Below are 16,970 nucleotides of genomic sequence, written 5' to 3' on the forward strand. Positions count from 1 at the left end.
CGACAGGAGACCCGATGCCCCGCACCGTCGACCGCCGAATCCCCGCCCTCCCCACGGACCTCCCGGCGGGATGGCACGGCGCCGCCACCTGGACCAGCTCTCCCGACGGACAGCAGCCCTGGCGGGTGCGGCCGGAGCATCTCGAACAGATCATGTCGGCCGAGATGGAGGAGCTGTCCCGGATCCCGAACGGCGTGCGTCTGGAGGTCGAGACCGACGCGAGCGTCCTGGAGATCGCGCTGACCAGCGAGCCCGCCCCGGAGGATCCCGTCCCCTGCGCCGACGTGGTCGTCGACGGGTCGCTCGCGGACACGGTGCCGATCGAGGGCCGCACCTCGGCCCGCATCGAGCTGCCCGGGACGCTCTCCCGCGTGGAGCTGTGGTTGCCGCACGCGGCACCGACCAGCGTGACGGAGGTGGGCTTCCGCGGCGCCTCCCACCTCGCGCCGGCCGGCCCCCGCGGCCCGCGGTGGGCGGTCTACGGCAGTTCCATCACCCAGTGCAACCAGGCCGCGAGTCCGACGGGGACCTGGCCCGCGCTGGTCGCCGCGCAGAACTCCTGGGAGCTGACGGCGCTGGGCATGTCCGGGCAGTGCCATCTCGACCCGCCGCTGGCCGAGACGATCGGCGCGGCCCGTCCCGACCTGGTCACGGTGTGCCTGGGCGCGAACATCTACGGCGCGGCGACCTTCACCGCCCGCAGCCTGCCGCCGACGGTGATCGGCTTCCTCACCCACGTGCGCCGACTCGTCGACGGCCCGATCGTGGTGATGAGCCCGACCGCTGCCGGCGCCCACCGCGAGGAGCAGCCCAATGCCGCCGGCCTCGACCAGCGGGACGTCCGCGAGATCGTCCATCGCTGCGTGCGCAGCCTGCAGCGCCGCGATCCGCTGCTTTCTCTGATCGATGGCACCGAGATCGTCTCGACCGGCGAGATGGACCTGCTCGGGGACCTGCTCCACCCCACGGCAGAGGGGTACCGGGTGATGGCCGAGCGCCTCGCGCCGCGGCTGGCCGAGGTCGCCCGGGACAGGGGCGCGCGGACCGAGGGCGTGCCGAGCAGCGCCGCCGGCACGGCCTGACGGCAGGCGGGACCGCACGGTCGACGGGCCGACAGGACGCGAGCCGCCCCTTGTGAGAAAGGGGCGGCTCGCGGGGCGGGCGCCGACAGAACACGGTCGCCCGGACGGCGGCGACTCAGGCGGTCGCGCCGGTCCGGCCGTACCGCCGACGGAACTTCTCCACGCGGCCGGCGGTGTCCAGCACCGTCGCCCTGCCCGTGTAGAACGGGTGCGAGGCCGAGGAGACCTCGACGTCGATGACGGGGTACTGCTGCCCGTCCTCCCACGTCACGGTGTTCTCCGCAGTGCGGGTGGAGCGGGTCAGGAACGCGAAGTCGGCAGCCCTGTCACGGAAGACGACGGGCCGGTACTCGGGGTGGATGGACTGTTTCATGATGCTCTCCTTCTGGGGGTGAGCCGGCGCGGTCGATCGCGCGCTCACCAACTGGATTTCGTGATGCCGGGCAGCTCACCGCGGTGGGCCGCCTCGCGGAAGCGGACCCGCGAGAGCCCGAATCTCCGCAGGTGTCCGCGCGGCCGGCCGTCGACGGCGTCGCGGTTGCGCAGACGGGTCGGGCTCGCATCGCGCGGCAGGCTCTGCAGAGCGCGCTGCGCCTGGATCCGCTGCGCCGTCGGGGTCGCGGGATCCTTGATCGCGTCCTTCAGCGCGGCGCGCTCCGCGGCGTGCCGCGCGACGATCCCGCGTCGTCGGGTCTCGGCCGCGATCTTCGAGGTCTTGGCCATCAGCGGGTCTCGCGGAACTCGACCACACCGCGGATCGTCGGGTCGTACTTGCGCATGACCAGGCGGTCCGGGGTGTTCCGGCGGTTCTTCGTGGTCCTGTAGGTGACGCCGGTACCGGCGCTCGAACGCAGCGTGACGGCGCCGCGCACATCGGTCTTCCTGGCCATGGCTGCTCCTTCCGGGGAGGGCTGGTGCGGTGGGGCCCGGGAGGGCCCTGTCGATTCGGGAGGGCCCCGTCGGTTTGACAGCACCGCGTGATGGTCGACGATACTACTTGTTGAGAATCATTATCGTCAAGCAGGAGAGGTGGTGGCGTCATGCTCGGCGCCCCGGGTTCCGATCACTTTCAACGACGTGGGGGAGGCGGTTATTCCGTGCCTGTCGCCGTGGTGACCGCCGTCGATGCCGTGCTGCGGGACGCGCTGGTCGCAAGCCTGCTGCTCGACGCCGCCGGGGCGGTCAGCCTGCGCTACGAGGTCGAGACGAGCACCTCCTCGCTGCGCCGGCTCGTCCTGACGGCCGAGGGGGTCCTCGAGGATGAGAAGGTCGAGCTCGATCATCCCTGCATTTCCTGCGCCATGCGCGAGGATGCGGTGCCGGCGCTCATCCGCCTCGCGCAGATCCCGAGCATCTCCGCGATCGTGCTCGCTCCGCCGCTCTGCGCGGACCCGTCGGTGGTCGTCGGCACGCTCCGCCCGCACCAGGAGGCATGGCACCTGGCCGGCTCGGTGAGCGCGGTCGATGTCGGCGACGCCGTCGAGGACCTGCTCGGCGAGGACACCCTGGCCGAGCGGGGTCTGCAGTGGGCCGCCGGGGACGCTCGCAGCGTCGGGGAGGCCCTCGCCGCGCAGATCGAGTACGCGGAGCACTTGGTGATCGACGGGGACCCCGCGGGCCCCGGGGCGGAGCTGGTCGAGCATCTTCGCGCTCCCGAGCAGCGACTGGTCCGGGGCCCCTATGCTCTCGGGGCGGACGAGGTGCTGGGAGGTCGGCTGGATCATCTGATCGCTCTGCGGCGGCGGGATGCCCGGTACGTCGAGCCGTACGGCGGGCCGACGGAGCACGGCACCTGGACCCTCGACCTGTGCTCCGAGCGACCGTTCCATCCCCGGCGCCTGCTCGAGAACATCGAGGACCTCGGGGCCGGGCGCCTGCGCGAGCGCGGCCGCTTCTGGGTCCCCGATCGTCCCGACAGCATCTGCCAGTGGGACGGGGCCGGTGGGCAGGTCTCGATCGGCGCCGTCTGGCGAGCGGGCCGCGAACTGCCCACCACCCGCCTCGTGGTCACGGGCGTCGACGCTCCCGATGCGGCACGCGTCCGCGCCGCGTTCGGACGCAGTCTGCTCACCGCCCGGGAGTGGGCCGAGGGGCTTCAGCCGTGGCTCGGGGCCGAGGATCACCTGGCGCCGTGGCTCGGGGAGCGCGACGCCCGGGTCTGATGGTCCGTGGACGGCGGGGTCGGGCCGTGCGTCACCGCTGCCGGGCCGGCAGAGCGGGTCGATCGGCGAGGAGGCGCACGATGGGGCGCAGCGCCGTCCCGATGCTGAGCACGCGCAGCAACAGGTCGCGCGCGGAAGCCAGTGCGCGGCCGCGCCGGAACATCAACCGCGCCAGGCTGCGCGAGGTGTTCTGTGCGGTCTCGACCCGGGGGCGTTGGGCGCTCTCGTAGGCCGCCAGCGCCTCGCCGATCGTCTCGGTCGTGGCGCCGCGCAGGTGCGAGGCCAGCACCCAGGCCGATTCCAGCGCCATGCCGGCGCCGATCCCGGCGGTCGGCAGGAAGCCGGCCGCCGCGTCCCCGAGCAGGACGGTGCGCCGCGTGGTCCAGCGGGCGGCGCGGACGTCGGCGAGCGGCCAGAAGAACGGGGCCTCGGCCGCCGCGACGGCCCGTAGCGCGTCCTCGATCCGCGGCGGTGCGGTCCCGAGCTTCCGGCGCACGACGTCGGCGAAGGCGGCGGGTCCCTGCCGGGTCTCCTGCTCGGGACCGCCGACGAAGGCACCCAGTGCGCCGGGCACCGGGTACGTGCCGATGAAGAAGCCGTCGCCCCAGAGCTCCTCGCCGAGGTCGACGTCCGCGTCGAGAGGGGTCCAGGCCACCCAGCCGCCCCAGCCGGTCTCGACCCGGTGCAGCGGTGCTGCCCCGGGGAGGAGGCTGCGGGTTCGCGAGCCGATCCCGTCGGCGATCACCACGGCGTCGACGCGGAGCGTCCGCACGGTCCCCTCGGTCTCGACCGTGACGCCGACTCCCTCGGGATCCTCGTCGAGGCCGGTGACGGTGGTGCGATGGGTGACCGCCGCGTCCTCGCCCGCGATGACGTCCAGCAGGGCGCCGCGCGTCAGCCCGCGATAGTCCCCATAGCGGCCGACGACGTCCTCGAGACCGTCGGTGCGCAGGGAGCGGCCGGAGTGCGCCCGGAACCGGAAGCGGTCCAGGGGGACGCTGCGCGCGAGGTACTCCTGGCGGACGCCGAGGTCCGCGATCGGTCCGTCGGCCAGGGGCATGAGCGCCACCATGTAGCCGGCGTCCGCCTCGGGGTCCCGGCGCTCGACCAGGATCGGATGGTGGCCGTCGGCACGGAGCAGCTGGGCCGCGGCGAGGCCTGCCACCCCGGCGCCGACGACGAGGATCGTCAGGTCGTCGTGCCGGGAGGCGTCGTCCTGCTCGTCGAGGGGGACGGTGCGGATGGTCATCGGGACCTCCAAGAGCTGTGGACCGGGTGGTCCACTCACGGTACCCCGGTGTGGACCACCCGGTCCAGTGCCTTTAGGGTGGGGTCATGGCGAAGAGCGGGCTCTCGAGGATGCCGATGGCGCGACGTGCTGCGCTGGAGGGCGCGGCGGTGGCGGAGTTCTCCGCCGCGGGGTTCCGCGCGGCCTCGCTGAACGCGATCATCCAGTCCGTCGGGATGAGCAAGAGCTCCTTCTACCACGTCATCGACTCGAAGGCTGATCTGTTCGAGCAGGTCGTCGCGAGCCTCGCCGAGCGGGTCGCGGAGCGCCTGCGCCCGCCGGCTCCCGAGGACTTCGCGGGCCACGCCTTCTGGGACGGGGTCGACGGCTTCCTCGCACGCTTCGCGGAGCTGGCCGCCACCGATGCCGATCTCGCGGCCCTCGGGAGGATGTTCTACCTCTCGGACGCGCCGGAGGCGGACGATCCGACCTCCGGCGCCGCGGGGGCCCGCCCCGCGCTGCTGGCCGACGTGCGGGACTGGGTGGGCGCGGTCCTCGCCGTGGGCCGGCGCGGCGGGCACATCGCGGAGGCGCTGCCTCTGGACCTGCAGCGGCACCTGATCTTCGCCGTGGTGCGGGCGATGGACGAGTGGAGCGTCGCGCATCTGACGGAGCTCTGCCCGCAGGCCGTGCGGGAGCTGGCGGTGGCGCAGTCCGAGGCGCTGCGCGGTCTGCTCGAGCCGCGCCGACCCGAAGCTCGGGACTGAGCCGGCACGACGTGCAGGTCTGATCGCCGGGCCCGACGGTCGTGCCGCCGTGCCCGTCCGCCCGGGGTGAGGTGTCGTCGAACGGCGGCGCCGATCCCCACAGGCGCCTGCCGCTCGGACCCCGCCCTCAGTCCGCGGCATCCTCCCGGTGCCCGCGCCGGGCCGCGGGGTCCACGATCATCAGCACGTCGGTCGGCCCGCCCTCGGCCCCGAAGGCGTGGGGGAGCATGGTGTCGAACTCGGCGCTCTGATTCGTGCGGACCCGGTGGCGCTGCTCGCCCAGCAGCAGCGTGAGCGTGCCGGAGAGGACCACCAGCCACTCGTGGCCGGGGTGGGCCCGCATCCGCGAGGAATCCGGGGCGGGCTCGGTCATGCGGCGGCGCAGGATCGACGTGTCGGGAGAGTGGCGGATCCTCCAGCGCAGGGAGTCCAGACCGTGATCGCGGACGGGATGGGAGACGACCTCCTCGGTGGCGATCTCCACCAGCTCGTCGAGGCTGGTGTCCAGGGCGCGGGCCAGCGTGACCAGCTGATCCAGCGCGAGGCGGCGCTGACCGTTCTCGATCCGCGAGAGCGTGGACTGGCTGAGATGGGCGCGACCGGCGAGATCCCCCAGCGACAGCCCCTGCGCGAGACGCAGGGCACGGATGCGGCGACGTACGAGGCCGTCCACGCCGTGTGCGATCGAGCTTTCTTGCGTCATGAGCAAGAGCCTATGCGTTGCTGGTAAATCTGTCTACGGTCGGAGCATGCCTCCCGACGGAGGTGCCCCGCCCCGAGAGGACTCTTGATGACCACCCCGCTCACGCCCACCGCCGACCCCCGTCCCGACACGCCCGGTACTCCTCCTGTCCATCCCCGGTCCGACCGGGCGACCGAGGACGAGCTGCCCACGACCGTCGTCGACGTCGCGGTCATCGGCGGGGGCGCCGCCGGGCTCAGCGGCGCCCTGATGCTCGCCCGCTCCCGCCGCAGCGTCGTCGTGATCGACGCCGGCACGCCCCGCAACGCCCCGGCCGAGGGGATCCACGGACTGCTCGGCCACGAGGGGACGGCGCCCGCCGAGTACCTCGAGCGCGGCCGCGCCGAGGTGCGCCAGTACGGTGCCAGGGTCCTGACCGGCGAGGTCGCCGGGGCACGCGCCGCGAACCCCGCGGCCGACGGGGACCTGCGCTTCTCCGTCGAGCTCGTCGACGGCCGCCACCTCACGGCGCGCCGACTCCTGCTCGCCACCGGCGTCCGCGACGAACTGCCCGCGATCCCGGGCCTGGCCGCGCACTGGGGCCGCAGCGTCGTCCACTGCCCCTACTGCCACGGCTGGGAGGTGCGCGACCAGCCGATCGGCGTGATCGCGACCCGCCCCGCCTCCTTGCACCAGGCGCTGATGTTCCGCCAGCTCAGCGACGACATCATCGTCTTCGCCGCCGGTCTCGAGATCGACGAGGAGACCCGCGAGCGCTGCGCCGCGCGCGGCATCCGCATCGTCGAGGACCCGGTCGAGGAGGTCGTCGACGGACCCGGCGGAGCGCTCGCCGGAGTGCGCCTGGCCGGCGGGGAGGTCGTGGCGCGCACCGCGCTCGCGGTCGCGACCGAACTGTCCCCGCGGATGGAGGGCCTGGAGAGCCTCGGTCTCCGCCTCGAGGACGCCGGCGGCGGCATGGGCCAGAAGATCGCCGCCGGATTCGCCGGCGTCTCCGAGGTCCCCGGCGTGTGGATCGCCGGCAATGCCGCGGAGCCCAGCCTCCAGGTGGGGCCGGCGGCCGCCGGAGGCGCGCTCGCCGGAGGCCACATCAACGGAATGCTGGTGATGGCGGACGCCGACGCGGCGGTCGCCGCGCAGAAGCAGGGTGCCTCCGTCGGAGTCTGAGTCGTCTGAGTCGTCTGAGTCGCCGGCCGTCGGCTCGTCGGTACGTCGGACGGGTAGGCCCGTCGGCGTCGGCGTCGCACAGCAACAGGCCGCCCCATCGGAGGATGGGGCGGCCTGTTGCAGTGGTGGTCACCGCCAGGTGGGGTGACCACCGGGAGCAGCTGGTTCCTCCGCTCAGCGACGGCCGGCGGCGACCGCCTCGCGGCGCCGCCTGGTGCCCTCGGCGCTCCGCGCCCGCGACAGGTGCGCGGCGGAGGAGAGGTCCACGTCGATGACGGGGTAGATGTTCCCGTCCTTCCAGGTCGTGGTGTGCTCCGAGGTGCGGGTGGAATGGGTCAGGTACCGCAGGTCCGCGCTCTGATCGCGGAAGACGACCGTGCGGGACTCGGGATGGGTGGTGTTCTTGGCGTGCGTCATGGTCTTCATCGTTCTCCTTCGTCGGCCGGGGCCGACGGTGTCTGTGCCCGACACGAGGTCGGTGCGGATGTTCGGGTGCTGGGGGCGTCCCCAGCGGGAGGCGACCGGTGCGTCCCGAGTGGGAGGGCCGCGGTGTTCCGCCTGTCGGCGGTCACGCGGCGCGGGGCGCAGGCCGTGCATCTCAGGTCCGTATCGCGCTGCCACCGTGGCGGCACGCCGGGCCGAGCTGTCATGGGGCGGAAGAGTGGATGATCCGCCCGGAGGACTCGCGGCCCGCCGGGAGGCGGGTGCTCGGTCCGTCCGCGGCGCGGATTCCCGCCCTCGATGACAGCGTCAGACGCTATCAGAGGTCAACGGCCCGGGTCACGGGTTTATTCCCGACCTCGGCGGACTCGTCCGTGATGCGGTGGCACCGGGTGTGGGTGCCCGGCGTGAAGCGGTGGCGCCGGGTGTGGGTGCCCGGCGTGATGCGGTGGCGCCGGGTGCGGGGTCCTGACGCGACGTCGCGGCGCCGGGTGCGGGTGCCTGACACGATCGTGCGCTGCGCTTCCATGCGGGGAATCACAGCGCACGATCGTGTTCTGTCAGCGCGCGGCCGGGCTCGTCAGGGGCGATCTGTCCGGGCGGCCCGCTCAGAGCGTCAGCAGCACCTTGGTGGCGCGGCGCTCGTCCATCGCCCGGTAGCCCTCGGCCGCCTCGGCCAGCGGCAGGGTCAGGTCGAAGACCTTCCCGGGATCGATCGTGCGGTCCCAGATCAGCCGGATCAGCTCGGGCAGGTAGCGGCGCACCGGAGCGGGGCCGCCGTGGAGGTGGACGGCGGAGAAGAAGAGCTCGTCGCCGGGCAGCTGGACGTCGTGGGAGACGCCCACGAAACCGACCGACCCGCCGGGACGGGTGGCGCGGATCGCCTGCATCATCGACTCCTGGGTGCCGACGGCCTCGATCACGCTGTGCGCGCCGAGCCCGCCGGTGAGCTCCCTGATCCGGGCCACGCCCTCGTCGCCGCGCTCGGTGACGATGTCGGTGGCGCCGTACTCGCGGGCCAGGGCCTGTCGATCCGTGTGGCGGCTCATGGCGATGATGCGCTCGGCTCCCATCTGCTTCGCGGCGAGCACGCCCATCAGGCCCACGGCGCCGTCGCCGACCACCGCGACGATCCTGCCCGGTCCGGCCTGGGCGGCATCGGCCGCGAACCAGCCGGTGCCCAGCACGTCGGAGGCGGCCAGCAGCGAGGGGACGAGGTCCTCGGCGGGCGGGCCGGGCGTGGCGACCAGGGTGCCGTCGGCGTAGGGGATGCGAGCCCTCTCGGCCTGGGTGCCGATCTCGCCGTCGACCATGACCGCGTGCACGCACCGGGAGGGGTGGCCCTCGCGGCAGATCTCGCAGACTCCGCAGGAGATCACGAAGGATCCGACGACGAAGTCGCCGACCGTCACCGTCTCGACGGCGGAACCGATCTCCTCGACCACGCCCACGTACTCATGGCCCATGTGCTGGTGGTCGGGCTGGTCGTAGCCCCGGTAGGGCCACAGGTCGGAGCCGCAGATGCAGGTGGCGGTGATCCGGATGACCGCGTCGGTCGGGTCGATGATCTGCGGGTCCTCGCGCTCCTCGACGCGGACGTCGCCGGGGGCATGCATGATGACTGCGCGCATGATGAAGCTCCTTCGATCGGGTGATGGCACCATTCCACGTCTCAGGACGGGTGTGGGGGAGTCTCCGGTGAGGGGTGTACCGGCAGAGGACCTCCCAGGCCCCGGGACCCCTCGCGCGCGGACCTATCGTGGCCCCATGGACAACAGAGCAGAGGTGCGTCAGTTCCTCATGTCGCGCCGGGCGAAGGTGACCCCGCAGGACGCGGGGCTGCCGGGTGGCGGTGGGCGCCGCGTGCCCGGTCTGCGCCGGAGCGAGGCCGCGATGCTCGCCGGGGTCAGCGTGGAGTACTACGCGAAGCTCGAGCGCGGGGCGATCGCCGGGGCGTCGGCCTCCGTGCTGGATGCGCTCGCCGCGGCCCTGCAGCTGGATGAGACGGAGCGCATCCACCTGTTGGACCTCGCGCGGGCGGCCGACGGCATCCCCACCTCGGGTCGGCCCCGGCGGCGCAGCGCGTCCTCGCCCGCCCCGGTGCGGCCCGCCCTGCAGTGGACGCTCGATTCGTTGACCGACGGCGTCGCCTTCGTATGGGACCAGTACCAGAATCTGCTCGCGACCAATGAGCTGGGTCGGGCCTTCTACTCCCCGCTGATCGGCGACGGCACCGGCGGCCGGACGCCGAACCTCGCCCGCTTCCAGTTCCTCGATCCGGCCTCGCAGGACTTCTACCCCGACTGGGAGCGGTTCGCGCAGATGTGCGTGGGCAGCATGCGGGTCGAGGCAGGCAAGGACCCGCACGACGCGACCCTTCAGGACCTGGTCGGAGAGCTGTCCACCTGCAGCGACACCTTCCGCCGGCTGTGGGGTGCCCATGACGTGCACACCCACGGCTCCGGCACGAAGCGGTTCTGCCACCCGGTGGTCGGCGAGCTCACCGTCGCCTACGAGGAGCTGGCCCTGACGGCGGAACCGGGCCGCGCCGTGATCGTGTACACCGCGGAGCCAGGATCGCAGTCCCAGCAGCGGATGCGGTTGCTCGCGAGCTGGGCCGCGTCCCCGCGGATCGAGCAGACGCGGAGGGCCGAGCGGGCGCAGGAGGGTGAGCAGGCGCACGGGGCGGTGGCGGAGTAGGGGCCGGAGCGCATCTGCATCTCGGGGGCGCTGACCTCTCCGCCCCCGCAGGCGTGGCGAAGTCGGCGGAACGAGGTGTCCGAACCGCCGCGAGCGCAGCGCTCGTGGCGGGGGCGGGCGCTCGCTCGCCGCGGCTCATGCCGACCTCGTCCGTGGCTGCGCGGACCCCGCGCGGTGGATGTCGAGGTCGGTGCGGCCCGGCAGCAGATCCGGGTCCAGCGCCCGCAGGTCCGAGGGGTAGTCCCCGTCGCGCAGGCGCCGGAAGGGCCGCGACGGCTCCGTGCCGAGCCCTTCGAGCCGCGAACGCAGACGCCGCTTCTCCCGGATCACGCCGGCGGCGCCCAGCGAATCGGCATCGTGGATGACGTGCAGGTCCAGAGCCTCGATGCCGACGTACCAGAGCGCACCGTGGGTGAGCGGGAACAGCAACGAGTCGAGGTCCCCGCTGACGCCGCGCGGGCCGAGCGTGCGCTCGTCCTCGCCGACGGTCACGATCAGCAGCGCGCGGCGCCGGGTCAGACCACCGTCGCCGTAGCGCCGGGGAGTTCCGTGCACGGGGTCGAGCTCGTCGTCGTAGGCGAAACTGTCGGTCAGGACGCGGTCCAGCCAGCCCTTGAGGATCGCGGGCGTGCCGTACCACCACAACGGGAACTGCAGGACGAGCAGCTCCGCGCGGGCGAGTTTCTCGTGCTCGGCCCGCACCTCCGGCGCGGTCCGGCCGCTGAGATAGGCCTCCCCGGCCTGGACCGCCAGGTTGCCGGGACGATCGGCCGCGTCACCGAGGTCCTGCGCATCGAGCACGGGGTCGAAGCCCTGCGCGTACAGGTCCGAGGTGACCACCTCGTGGTCGCGGGCGAGCGCCTCGACGCCGGCGCGGAAGAGATGCCCGTTCAGCGAGTCGTGGCGGGGGTGGGCGAGGACCCACAGGGCGGAGCCCGGGGTGGGCGGGTGATCGACGGACATGGGAGATCTCCTCGGAGGATGCGGGACGTGCACGATGCGCGGTCGACGCTCGAGCGCCTGACGGTGCGGGACGGAGACCAGTTCACACCGTGGGCGTGAGACGGAGAATGCTCGAAACGCCGGAACTGATGTGTCAGCGTCTACTCTGGTGGTGTGGACACGCTGACCGAAGTGCTCGACAACATCCGCGCCTCGGGCGCGCTGATCGGCCAGAGCCTGCTCCCCGCGCCCTGGTCGGTCCGTGTCGAGGCCGGCGCCACCCTCACGATCGCGGTGATGCTGCGCGGGGACGGCTGGCTGCTGCGCGAGGACGCGCAGCCGCGCCGACTGGGCACCCGGGACCTGGTGGTGCTCACCGGGCGGGGGAGCACGCTCCTGGCCAGCGAGCCCGATGGGCGCGGAGACCCCGCCCGCGTCCTGACGATCGACGGGGCCCGCGGCGGAACCGGCTGCTTCCTGGACGAGTGCCAGGTGGGCCTCGGGGCAGAGGTGGGCGCCTCGCTCCTGACGGCCGAGCACGCGCTGCTCGCCGGCGCCTTCCCCACCTCCGGGCGCATCGCCGACCGTCTGCTCGGGGCGCTGCCGCCCGTCCTCGTCGTGCCCCGGGATCAGCAGAGATCTCGGGCCCTGGACCTCCTCGAGGTCGAGCTCGAGGGGTGTGAGCCCGGCCAGCAGGCCGTGCTCGACCGGCTTCTCGACGTCGTGCTGATCGGAGCGCTGCGCGACTGGTTCGCCCTTCCCGAGGCCTCGGCCCCCGCCTGGTTCGGTGCCGCGGGCGATCCGGTCGTCGGCCCCGCGCTCGGCGCGCTGCACGCGGACCCGGCGAGGGAGTGGACCGTCGAGGAGCTGGCCCGACGCGCGAAGGTCTCCCGGGCGACCTTCGCGCGCCGCTTCGCCGAGGCGATGGGGGAGCCGCCCATCTCCTACCTCGCCGGATGGCGCCTGTGCCTGGCGGCGGACCTCCTCCAGGACGGGGACCACACCCTCGACGCCATCGCCCGCCAGGTCGGCTACTCGAGCGCCTACTCGCTCAGCGCGGCCTTCACCCGCGAGTACGGGATGGCGCCGAGCCGGTACCGTCGGCGAGCCCGTGAGTCCGTGAGTCCGTGAGCCCGTGAGTCCGGAGCGGGCGCTCAGCGCCGGGCGTCCCGCCGCGCCTTCGTCCACCCGTCGATGACGTCCCAGGCCGAGATCCCCACGATCGAGAACACCAGGAGGATCCCCAGGATCCGCATCGTGCCCGGCGCGACCCCGTTGTCCCGGAGCACGACGTCCAGGAATTCCGGGTTCACCAGCAGGCCGTTTCCCCACAGGGTCAGGGCCCAGCTGACGAACAGCACCGCCAGGGCGGTGTTGAGGATCGCGAACGGCACGGACCAGCGGCCGCGCACGCAGAGCAGGGCTGCGAGCCCCACCTCCGCCGCGATCAGCACGAACAGTCCCAGCACGGCCCACGGCCACAGGTCAGGGTTCAGGATCGAGATCGACTCCCCGTCGATCCACACGAAGCTGCGGAATCGGTCCCACAGCAGCGCCCCGACCCCGAGTCCGCCGAAGATCACCGAGGCGATCAGGTCGGCGCGTCCGGTGCCCGTCGATCGCTTCTCGGGCAACTGGTCGACGTCCCACCGCTGGCCGGTGTCGGCCCCGGTGCGCTCCAGGACCACGAACACCAGCGTCACCCAGAAGACGACATGGAGCGTGACGGTGATGGTCACGGCGATGGTCTGCCCGATGACCTCGCCGACGTCGGCGCCGGCGATGACCTGGGCGAGAGCCACGCCGCCTGCGGTGCAGGCGGGGACGATCGCCAGCAGGAGCTTCAGCAGCCGCAGCCACGCGAGGTAGTAGCGGGGACCGAGCAGGTGCAGCGGACGGTCGGCGTAGCCGGCGGCCAGTGCTGCGGGGTCGCCCAGCTCGGTGAGCGCGGCACGCTCGGCCGCGGCGGAGTCCTCGCCGTGTTCCACGCGGGCTTCGACGGCGTCGGCGATCGAGGTCTCGAGCTCGGCGCGCACGTCGTCCTGGGTCTCGGGAGGCAGCGAGGCGATGGTGGCGCCGATGTAGCGCTCGGTCAGGGTGGTGGCCATGTCAGTGCTCCTCGGAGAAGCGGGTGTCGTCGGGACGTTCCGGGGCGTCGTCGGGCAGGGAGGTGATCGAGGCGGTCAGCACGGTCCACTCCTGCGCGAGGGACTCGGCCAGGCGGATGCCGTCGGTCGAGGTGGCGTAGAACTTCCGCGGCCGCGTGTCCTCGGTGTTCCACTCGCTGGTGAGGAAGCCCTGCTTCTCCAGGCGCCGCAGCAGGGGATAGAGCGTGTTCGCATCCGTCGCGAAGCCGCGCCGCTCGAGCTGCTCGAGCAGGCTGTAGCCGTACCCGGGCGTGCGCAGCAGCTGCAGGCAGGCGAGCACGACGGTGCCGCGCCGCAGCTCCTGCAGGTGGGTGTCGAGGTGCTCGCTCATGCCTGACACCATACTGTGTGAGACACAGTGTTGTCTACGGGGTGCGTCCGGTTCTCCCGTGACGCGAACGATGCGGGCACGACGACGGGCGCGCGGGCAGGCGCTGTGGATCGGGAGTGCTGTTCCAAGCGCCTCGGCTTCCCGGGAGACGCTCGGCATGACGACAGAGATCCGGGCTGCGGGTTCGCCGGCTCAGGTCCCGCCCCGACCGACCGGTCGACCGGATCAGATCGCGCGTCGGCTGATGGGCCGGCTGTGGAACAGGAACTGGGTGGTGCCGTCGTCGGCCCACGCACGCTCCGTCGCCACGCCGTAGGTGGTGCTGATCAGCTCGGGGGCGAGGGCGTCGCGAGGCGGTCCGTCGGCCTGCACGATCCCGCCGTCGAGCAGGATCACGCGGTCGCAGTAGCGGGCGGCGAGGTTCAGGTCGTGCAGCACGACGACGGTGGCCAGGCCGCGTTCGCGCACGATCTGGAGCACGTGGTGCTGGGAGCCGATGTCGAGATGGTTCGTCGGCTCGTCCATCAGCAGCAGCCGGGGCTGCTGGGCGAGGGCGCGGGCGATCAGCACCCGTTGGCGTTCGCCGCCGGAGAGCAGGCCGAACTCGCGGCGCGCCAGGTGGCGGGCGCCGGCGCTCTCCAGCGCCTCGGTCGCGATGTGCAGGTCCTCGTCGGTCGTGGATCCGAAGGGGCCGGCGTGCGGGACGCGGCCCAGCAGCACCACGTCGGCGACGCTCAGCGGCACTTCGCCGGTGAGCTCCTGCGCCATCACCGCGATCCGTCGGGCCCGCTCCCGGCTCGTGAACGCGCGCAGGTCCCGACCCTCCAGCAGCACCTGCCCGGCATCGGGAGTGAGGGCGCGGTGCAGGATCCGCAGGGCGGTGGTCTTGCCGCTGCCGTTGGGGCCGACGAGACCGACGACCTCGCCGGCCGCCACGGTGACATCGACCCCCTGCAGCACCCGCGTGGCCCCGAAGGAATGATGGAGCCCATGGGCTGCGAGAACCGGAGCGGCCCCGGGGTCGGCGCGGTCGACGGACGCGGAGGGGACGCCCGAGGCGCGGTGGCCCGGGACGACCGCGTCCGCGGAGCTCACGCCTCGATCTCGTGCAGCCACTCGTGGATCCTTTCCAGCCCGTCGACGACCAGCGGGGATGCGGGCTCGGAGAAGTTGAACAGCAGCGGCAGCACCTGCTGGCCCTGGACGGCACGCAGGGCGGAGAGCTGGTCCTTGGCGATCATCTCCTCGACGACGTCACTGCCGTCCCCCTCGCCCTGGTAGAGCACGATGAGCACGTCCGGGTCGGCGGCCAGCAGCGGCTCGGAGCTGATCTCGAACACCCGCTCGGCCGTGTCCGCGAAGGCGTTCTGAAGCCCGAGGGCATCCAGCTGTGCGGTGACCATGCTGGCGGCGCCGTAGGTGTACAGCGGCCCGCCGCCGAGCGAGGGGTACAGCGCTGCCGCGGTGGCGGTGCGCAGATCCTTCGCGGACTCGGAGACGGCGGCGACCCGCTCCTGCAGCGCGCCGGTGAGCTCCTCGGCGGCGCCGGCACGGCCGAAGATCCGTCCGTAGGTGTCGATCTCCTCGTACAGGGTCTCGAAGCTCGCCCGCTCGCCGTCGGTCCCGCAGAAGACGTCCTGGACGACGACCTCCGCGCCGGCCCCGCGCATCGCCTCGCGGGTGATCCCGTCCGGCAGGCCGAAGACGATGTCGGGCCGCTGGGCGATCACCACCTCCTGGTTGATCTGCAGATGCCCGGCCGCGTCGATGTCCTCGCTGAGGGCCGGGATCGCCTCGATCCGGGCGGTCAGGTCCTCGTCGTAGTAGCCGGGCGGGAAGGCTCCGGCGCGGGAGACGACCCGGTCCAGCACGCCGATGCCGTCCAGGGTGGTCACCGGCGCGGACTCCAGCAGCACGATCCGCTCCGGCGGGGCCTCGAAGCGCAGCGTCGCCTCGCAGTTGGTCAGCTCGAGCGGGAAGCCGTTCGTCGCGCCGGCGTCGGCGCCGCCTCCGTCGGGCCCGCCTCCGTCGGCCGAGCCGGGGCCGCAGGCTGCTGCGGTCAGAGCGATGAGCCCGGCGAGGGCGGTGCGGCGGCCGACGCGAGCGGCGGCGAGGGAGCGGTGACTCATGGTGCCTTCGTTCTGGGGGTGAGCGGGAGGTGTCAGGACCGACGGGCGTACAGGCGGCGCACGAGGATCAGCAGGAACGGGGCGCCCACGGCGGCGGTGATCACCCCGATGGGCAGCTCGCGCGGTGCCATCACCACGCGGGCGAGGGCGTCGGCCCACAGCAGGAACAGCGAGCCGAGCAGGGCACTGGCGGGGATCAGCACCCGGTGGCGGGCTCCGACCAGGCGGCGCGCGAGATGGGGGATCACCAGGCCGACGAAGCCGATCGACCCGGCGCCCGCGACGGCCGCGGCGGTGCACAGCGAGACCATCACCAGGAAGGCGATGCGGGCGCGATCGGGGGAGATGCCCAGGCCGTGGGCGATCTCGTCGCCGGCGCTGAGGGCGTCCAGGACGCGCGCGCCGAGCGTCATCGCGGCGATCCCGAGCGCGGCGGCGAGCCCGGCGATCAGCAGGAACGCATTCCACTGGGCCAGGGCGAGCGACCCCAGCATCCAGAACATCACCGAGCGCGAGCCCTCGGCGGAGTCCGAGGAGAAGATCAACAGGTTGGTCACGGCCGTCAGCGCGTAGCCGACGGCGACCCCGGACAGCAGCAGCCGCAGCGAGCTCACGCGACCGCCGGCCCGGGCGATGGCGAACACCAGCAGGGCCGCACCCAGGGCGCCGACGAAGGCCAGGACGGACTGGGCGTACTGCCCCAGGGCCGCGCCGGCGCCGAACAGGATCGCCGCCGCCGCGCCGGTCGAGGCGCCGCCGGAGACGCCCAGGATGTACGGATCGGCGAGCATGTTGCGCACCATGGCCTGCAGCGCCGCCCCGCAGATCGCCAGGCACGCGCCGACGGCTGCGCCCATCAGCACCCGCGGCAGGCGCACGGCCCGGATGATCGCGTCGGTCGCGGGATCCGCCGCGGGAGCGCCGGTCACCCCGAGGTGTCCGGCGATGACCTGCGCGGTCGTACCCGGCGGGATGGGCACTGGGCCGATGCCCACGCACAGCACCAGGCTGACCGCCGTCGCGACGGCGAGCAGCACGAGCAGGATCGTCGAGCGTCGGGTGCGGGCACGGACGCCGAGGGGGTCGCGATCGCTGCGAGGGCCGCGGGAGCCCGGAGGGGTGCGGCCTGCCGGCCCGGCAGGGGTCGGAGGCTGCGGGCCCGACGTCCGCGCTC

General features: G+C 73.0%; 19 protein-coding genes. 6 read left to right on the forward strand and 13 right to left on the reverse strand.

All coding sequences use genetic code 11. From position 1 onward, the window contains the following. Nucleotides 1–14: 14 nt before the first annotated feature. On the forward strand, nt 15–1,082 hold the full coding sequence (locus BH708_RS15675) for a GDSL-type esterase/lipase family protein (RefSeq protein WP_076809971.1): 1,068 nt from the start codon (nt 15–17) through the stop codon (nt 1,080–1,082). A 115-nt stretch (nt 1,083–1,197) separates the two neighbouring features. On the opposite strand, the gene BH708_RS15680 is transcribed toward BH708_RS15675, so the two are convergent. From BH708_RS15680 to rpmG, 3 genes are read right to left on the reverse strand one after another with little or no spacing between them, the layout of a single operon-like run. Beyond that, nucleotides 1,198–1,455, reverse strand: a complete 258-nt coding sequence (locus tag BH708_RS15680; protein ID WP_076809972.1) for a type B 50S ribosomal protein L31 — start codon at nt 1,453–1,455, stop codon at nt 1,198–1,200. 44 nt (nt 1,456–1,499) lie between these two features. Continuing rightward, nucleotides 1,500–1,805, reverse strand: a complete 306-nt coding sequence (gene rpsN / locus BH708_RS15685; protein WP_076809973.1) for a 30S ribosomal protein S14 — start codon at nt 1,803–1,805, stop codon at nt 1,500–1,502. Further along, nucleotides 1,805–1,972, reverse strand: a complete 168-nt coding sequence (gene rpmG / locus BH708_RS15690; RefSeq protein ID WP_076809974.1) for a 50S ribosomal protein L33 — start codon at nt 1,970–1,972, stop codon at nt 1,805–1,807. The genes rpsN and rpmG overlap by 1 nt, the downstream gene beginning before the upstream one ends. Nucleotides 1,973–2,179: 207 nt before the next feature. On the opposite strand from rpmG, the gene BH708_RS15695 reads away from it, so the two are divergent. Further along, a complete protein-coding gene (locus BH708_RS15695) occupies nt 2,180–3,244 on the forward strand; it encodes a GTP-binding protein (protein WP_157235998.1) in 1,065 nt (354 codons plus the stop codon). Between the two features lie 31 nt (nt 3,245–3,275). Here BH708_RS15695 and BH708_RS15700 read toward each other — a convergent pair whose 3' ends face one another. Next, complete coding sequence (locus BH708_RS15700) at nt 3,276–4,493, reverse strand: NAD(P)/FAD-dependent oxidoreductase (RefSeq protein ID WP_076809976.1); 1,218 nt, start codon at nt 4,491–4,493, stop codon at nt 3,276–3,278. A gap of 86 nt (nt 4,494–4,579) precedes the next feature. On the opposite strand from BH708_RS15700, the gene BH708_RS15705 reads away from it, so the two are divergent. Beyond that, entirely contained in the window at nt 4,580–5,239 is a 660-nt protein-coding gene (locus BH708_RS15705) for a TetR/AcrR family transcriptional regulator (protein WP_076809977.1), read from the forward strand. A 127-nt stretch (nt 5,240–5,366) separates the two neighbouring features. Here the strand turns inward: BH708_RS15705 and BH708_RS15710 are convergent, their stop codons facing one another. After that, nucleotides 5,367–5,942: a helix-turn-helix domain-containing protein gene (locus tag BH708_RS15710; RefSeq protein ID WP_076809978.1), complete on the reverse strand. Its 576-nt coding sequence runs from the start codon at nt 5,940–5,942 to the stop codon at nt 5,367–5,369. Nucleotides 5,943–6,029: 87 nt separating this feature from the next. Between BH708_RS15710 and BH708_RS15715 the strand changes: the two genes are divergently transcribed. Then, nucleotides 6,030–7,106, forward strand: coding sequence for an NAD(P)/FAD-dependent oxidoreductase (locus tag BH708_RS15715; protein ID WP_083713670.1), 1,077 nt, complete (start codon nt 6,030–6,032; stop codon nt 7,104–7,106). A 174-nt stretch (nt 7,107–7,280) separates the two neighbouring features. On the opposite strand, the gene BH708_RS15720 is transcribed toward BH708_RS15715, so the two are convergent. Further along, nucleotides 7,281–7,532 carry a 50S ribosomal protein L31 gene (locus BH708_RS15720; RefSeq protein ID WP_253705362.1) on the reverse strand — a complete coding sequence of 84 codons (252 nt, stop codon included), beginning with the start codon at nt 7,530–7,532 and terminating at the stop codon, nt 7,281–7,283. 623 nt (nt 7,533–8,155) lie between these two features. Next, nucleotides 8,156–9,178 carry a zinc-dependent alcohol dehydrogenase family protein gene (locus BH708_RS15730; protein ID WP_076809980.1) on the reverse strand — a complete coding sequence of 341 codons (1,023 nt, stop codon included), beginning with the start codon at nt 9,176–9,178 and terminating at the stop codon, nt 8,156–8,158. A 136-nt stretch (nt 9,179–9,314) separates the two neighbouring features. On the opposite strand from BH708_RS15730, the gene BH708_RS15735 reads away from it, so the two are divergent. Further along, a complete protein-coding gene (locus BH708_RS15735; RefSeq protein ID WP_076809981.1) occupies nt 9,315–10,247 on the forward strand; it encodes a helix-turn-helix domain-containing protein in 933 nt (310 codons plus the stop codon). A gap of 135 nt (nt 10,248–10,382) precedes the next feature. On the opposite strand, the gene BH708_RS15740 is transcribed toward BH708_RS15735, so the two are convergent. Beyond that, nucleotides 10,383–11,210, reverse strand: a complete 828-nt coding sequence (locus tag BH708_RS15740) for an NAD(P)H-dependent oxidoreductase (protein ID WP_076809982.1) — start codon at nt 11,208–11,210, stop codon at nt 10,383–10,385. A gap of 153 nt (nt 11,211–11,363) precedes the next feature. On the opposite strand from BH708_RS15740, the gene BH708_RS15745 reads away from it, so the two are divergent. Continuing rightward, complete coding sequence (locus BH708_RS15745; RefSeq protein WP_076809983.1) at nt 11,364–12,320, forward strand: AraC family transcriptional regulator; 957 nt, start codon at nt 11,364–11,366, stop codon at nt 12,318–12,320. Nucleotides 12,321–12,343: 23 nt separating this feature from the next. Here BH708_RS15745 and BH708_RS15750 read toward each other — a convergent pair whose 3' ends face one another. From BH708_RS15750 to BH708_RS15770, 5 genes are all read right to left on the reverse strand, one after another. Beyond that, nucleotides 12,344–13,297: a permease prefix domain 1-containing protein gene (locus tag BH708_RS15750; protein ID WP_076809984.1), complete on the reverse strand. Its 954-nt coding sequence runs from the start codon at nt 13,295–13,297 to the stop codon at nt 12,344–12,346. 1 nt (nt 13,298) lies between these two features. Next, nucleotides 13,299–13,667 carry a PadR family transcriptional regulator gene (locus BH708_RS15755; RefSeq protein WP_076809985.1) on the reverse strand — a complete coding sequence of 123 codons (369 nt, stop codon included), beginning with the start codon at nt 13,665–13,667 and terminating at the stop codon, nt 13,299–13,301. A gap of 225 nt (nt 13,668–13,892) precedes the next feature. Then, a complete protein-coding gene (locus tag BH708_RS15760; RefSeq protein ID WP_083713673.1) occupies nt 13,893–14,762 on the reverse strand; it encodes an ABC transporter ATP-binding protein in 870 nt (289 codons plus the stop codon). Beyond that, nucleotides 14,759–15,796, reverse strand: coding sequence for an ABC transporter substrate-binding protein (locus BH708_RS15765; protein WP_076809986.1), 1,038 nt, complete (start codon nt 15,794–15,796; stop codon nt 14,759–14,761). The genes BH708_RS15760 and BH708_RS15765 overlap by 4 nt, the downstream gene beginning before the upstream one ends. Nucleotides 15,797–15,828: 32 nt before the next feature. Continuing rightward, complete coding sequence (locus tag BH708_RS15770; protein ID WP_253705363.1) at nt 15,829–16,833, reverse strand: iron ABC transporter permease; 1,005 nt, start codon at nt 16,831–16,833, stop codon at nt 15,829–15,831. Between the last annotated feature and the right edge of the window lie 137 nt (nt 16,834–16,970).

The sequence above is a fragment of the Brachybacterium sp. P6-10-X1 genome (genome assembly GCF_001969445.1).
In the GTDB taxonomy this organism is placed as follows: domain Bacteria; phylum Actinomycetota; class Actinomycetes; order Actinomycetales; family Dermabacteraceae; genus Brachybacterium.

Excerpts from the sequence above, each read along its gene's own strand:
- BH708_RS15675 (WP_076809971.1), top strand. The coding sequence starts at position 15 with ATGCCCCGCACCGTCGACCGCCGAATCCCCGCCCTCCCCACGGACCTC.
- BH708_RS15680 (WP_076809972.1), bottom strand. The coding sequence starts at position 1,455 with ATGAAACAGTCCATCCACCCCGAGTACCGGCCCGTCGTCTTCCGTGAC.
- rpsN (WP_076809973.1), bottom strand. The coding sequence starts at position 1,805 with ATGGCCAAGACCTCGAAGATCGCGGCCGAGACCCGACGACGCGGGATC.
- rpmG (WP_076809974.1), bottom strand. The coding sequence starts at position 1,972 with ATGGCCAGGAAGACCGATGTGCGCGGCGCCGTCACGCTGCGTTCGAGC.
- BH708_RS15700 (WP_076809976.1), bottom strand. The coding sequence starts at position 4,493 with ATGACCATCCGCACCGTCCCCCTCGACGAGCAGGACGACGCCTCCCGG.
- BH708_RS15705 (WP_076809977.1), top strand. The coding sequence starts at position 4,580 with ATGGCGAAGAGCGGGCTCTCGAGGATGCCGATGGCGCGACGTGCTGCG.
- BH708_RS15710 (WP_076809978.1), bottom strand. The coding sequence starts at position 5,942 with ATGACGCAAGAAAGCTCGATCGCACACGGCGTGGACGGCCTCGTACGT.
- BH708_RS15715 (WP_083713670.1), top strand. The coding sequence starts at position 6,030 with ATGACCACCCCGCTCACGCCCACCGCCGACCCCCGTCCCGACACGCCC.
- BH708_RS15720 (WP_253705362.1), bottom strand. The coding sequence starts at position 7,532 with ATGAAGACCATGACGCACGCCAAGAACACCACCCATCCCGAGTCCCGC.
- BH708_RS15730 (WP_076809980.1), bottom strand. The coding sequence starts at position 9,178 with ATGCGCGCAGTCATCATGCATGCCCCCGGCGACGTCCGCGTCGAGGAG.
- BH708_RS15735 (WP_076809981.1), top strand. The coding sequence starts at position 9,315 with ATGGACAACAGAGCAGAGGTGCGTCAGTTCCTCATGTCGCGCCGGGCG.
- BH708_RS15740 (WP_076809982.1), bottom strand. The coding sequence starts at position 11,210 with ATGTCCGTCGATCACCCGCCCACCCCGGGCTCCGCCCTGTGGGTCCTC.
- BH708_RS15750 (WP_076809984.1), bottom strand. The coding sequence starts at position 13,297 with ATGGCCACCACCCTGACCGAGCGCTACATCGGCGCCACCATCGCCTCG.
- BH708_RS15755 (WP_076809985.1), bottom strand. The coding sequence starts at position 13,667 with ATGAGCGAGCACCTCGACACCCACCTGCAGGAGCTGCGGCGCGGCACC.
- BH708_RS15765 (WP_076809986.1), bottom strand. The coding sequence starts at position 15,796 with ATGAGTCACCGCTCCCTCGCCGCCGCTCGCGTCGGCCGCCGCACCGCC.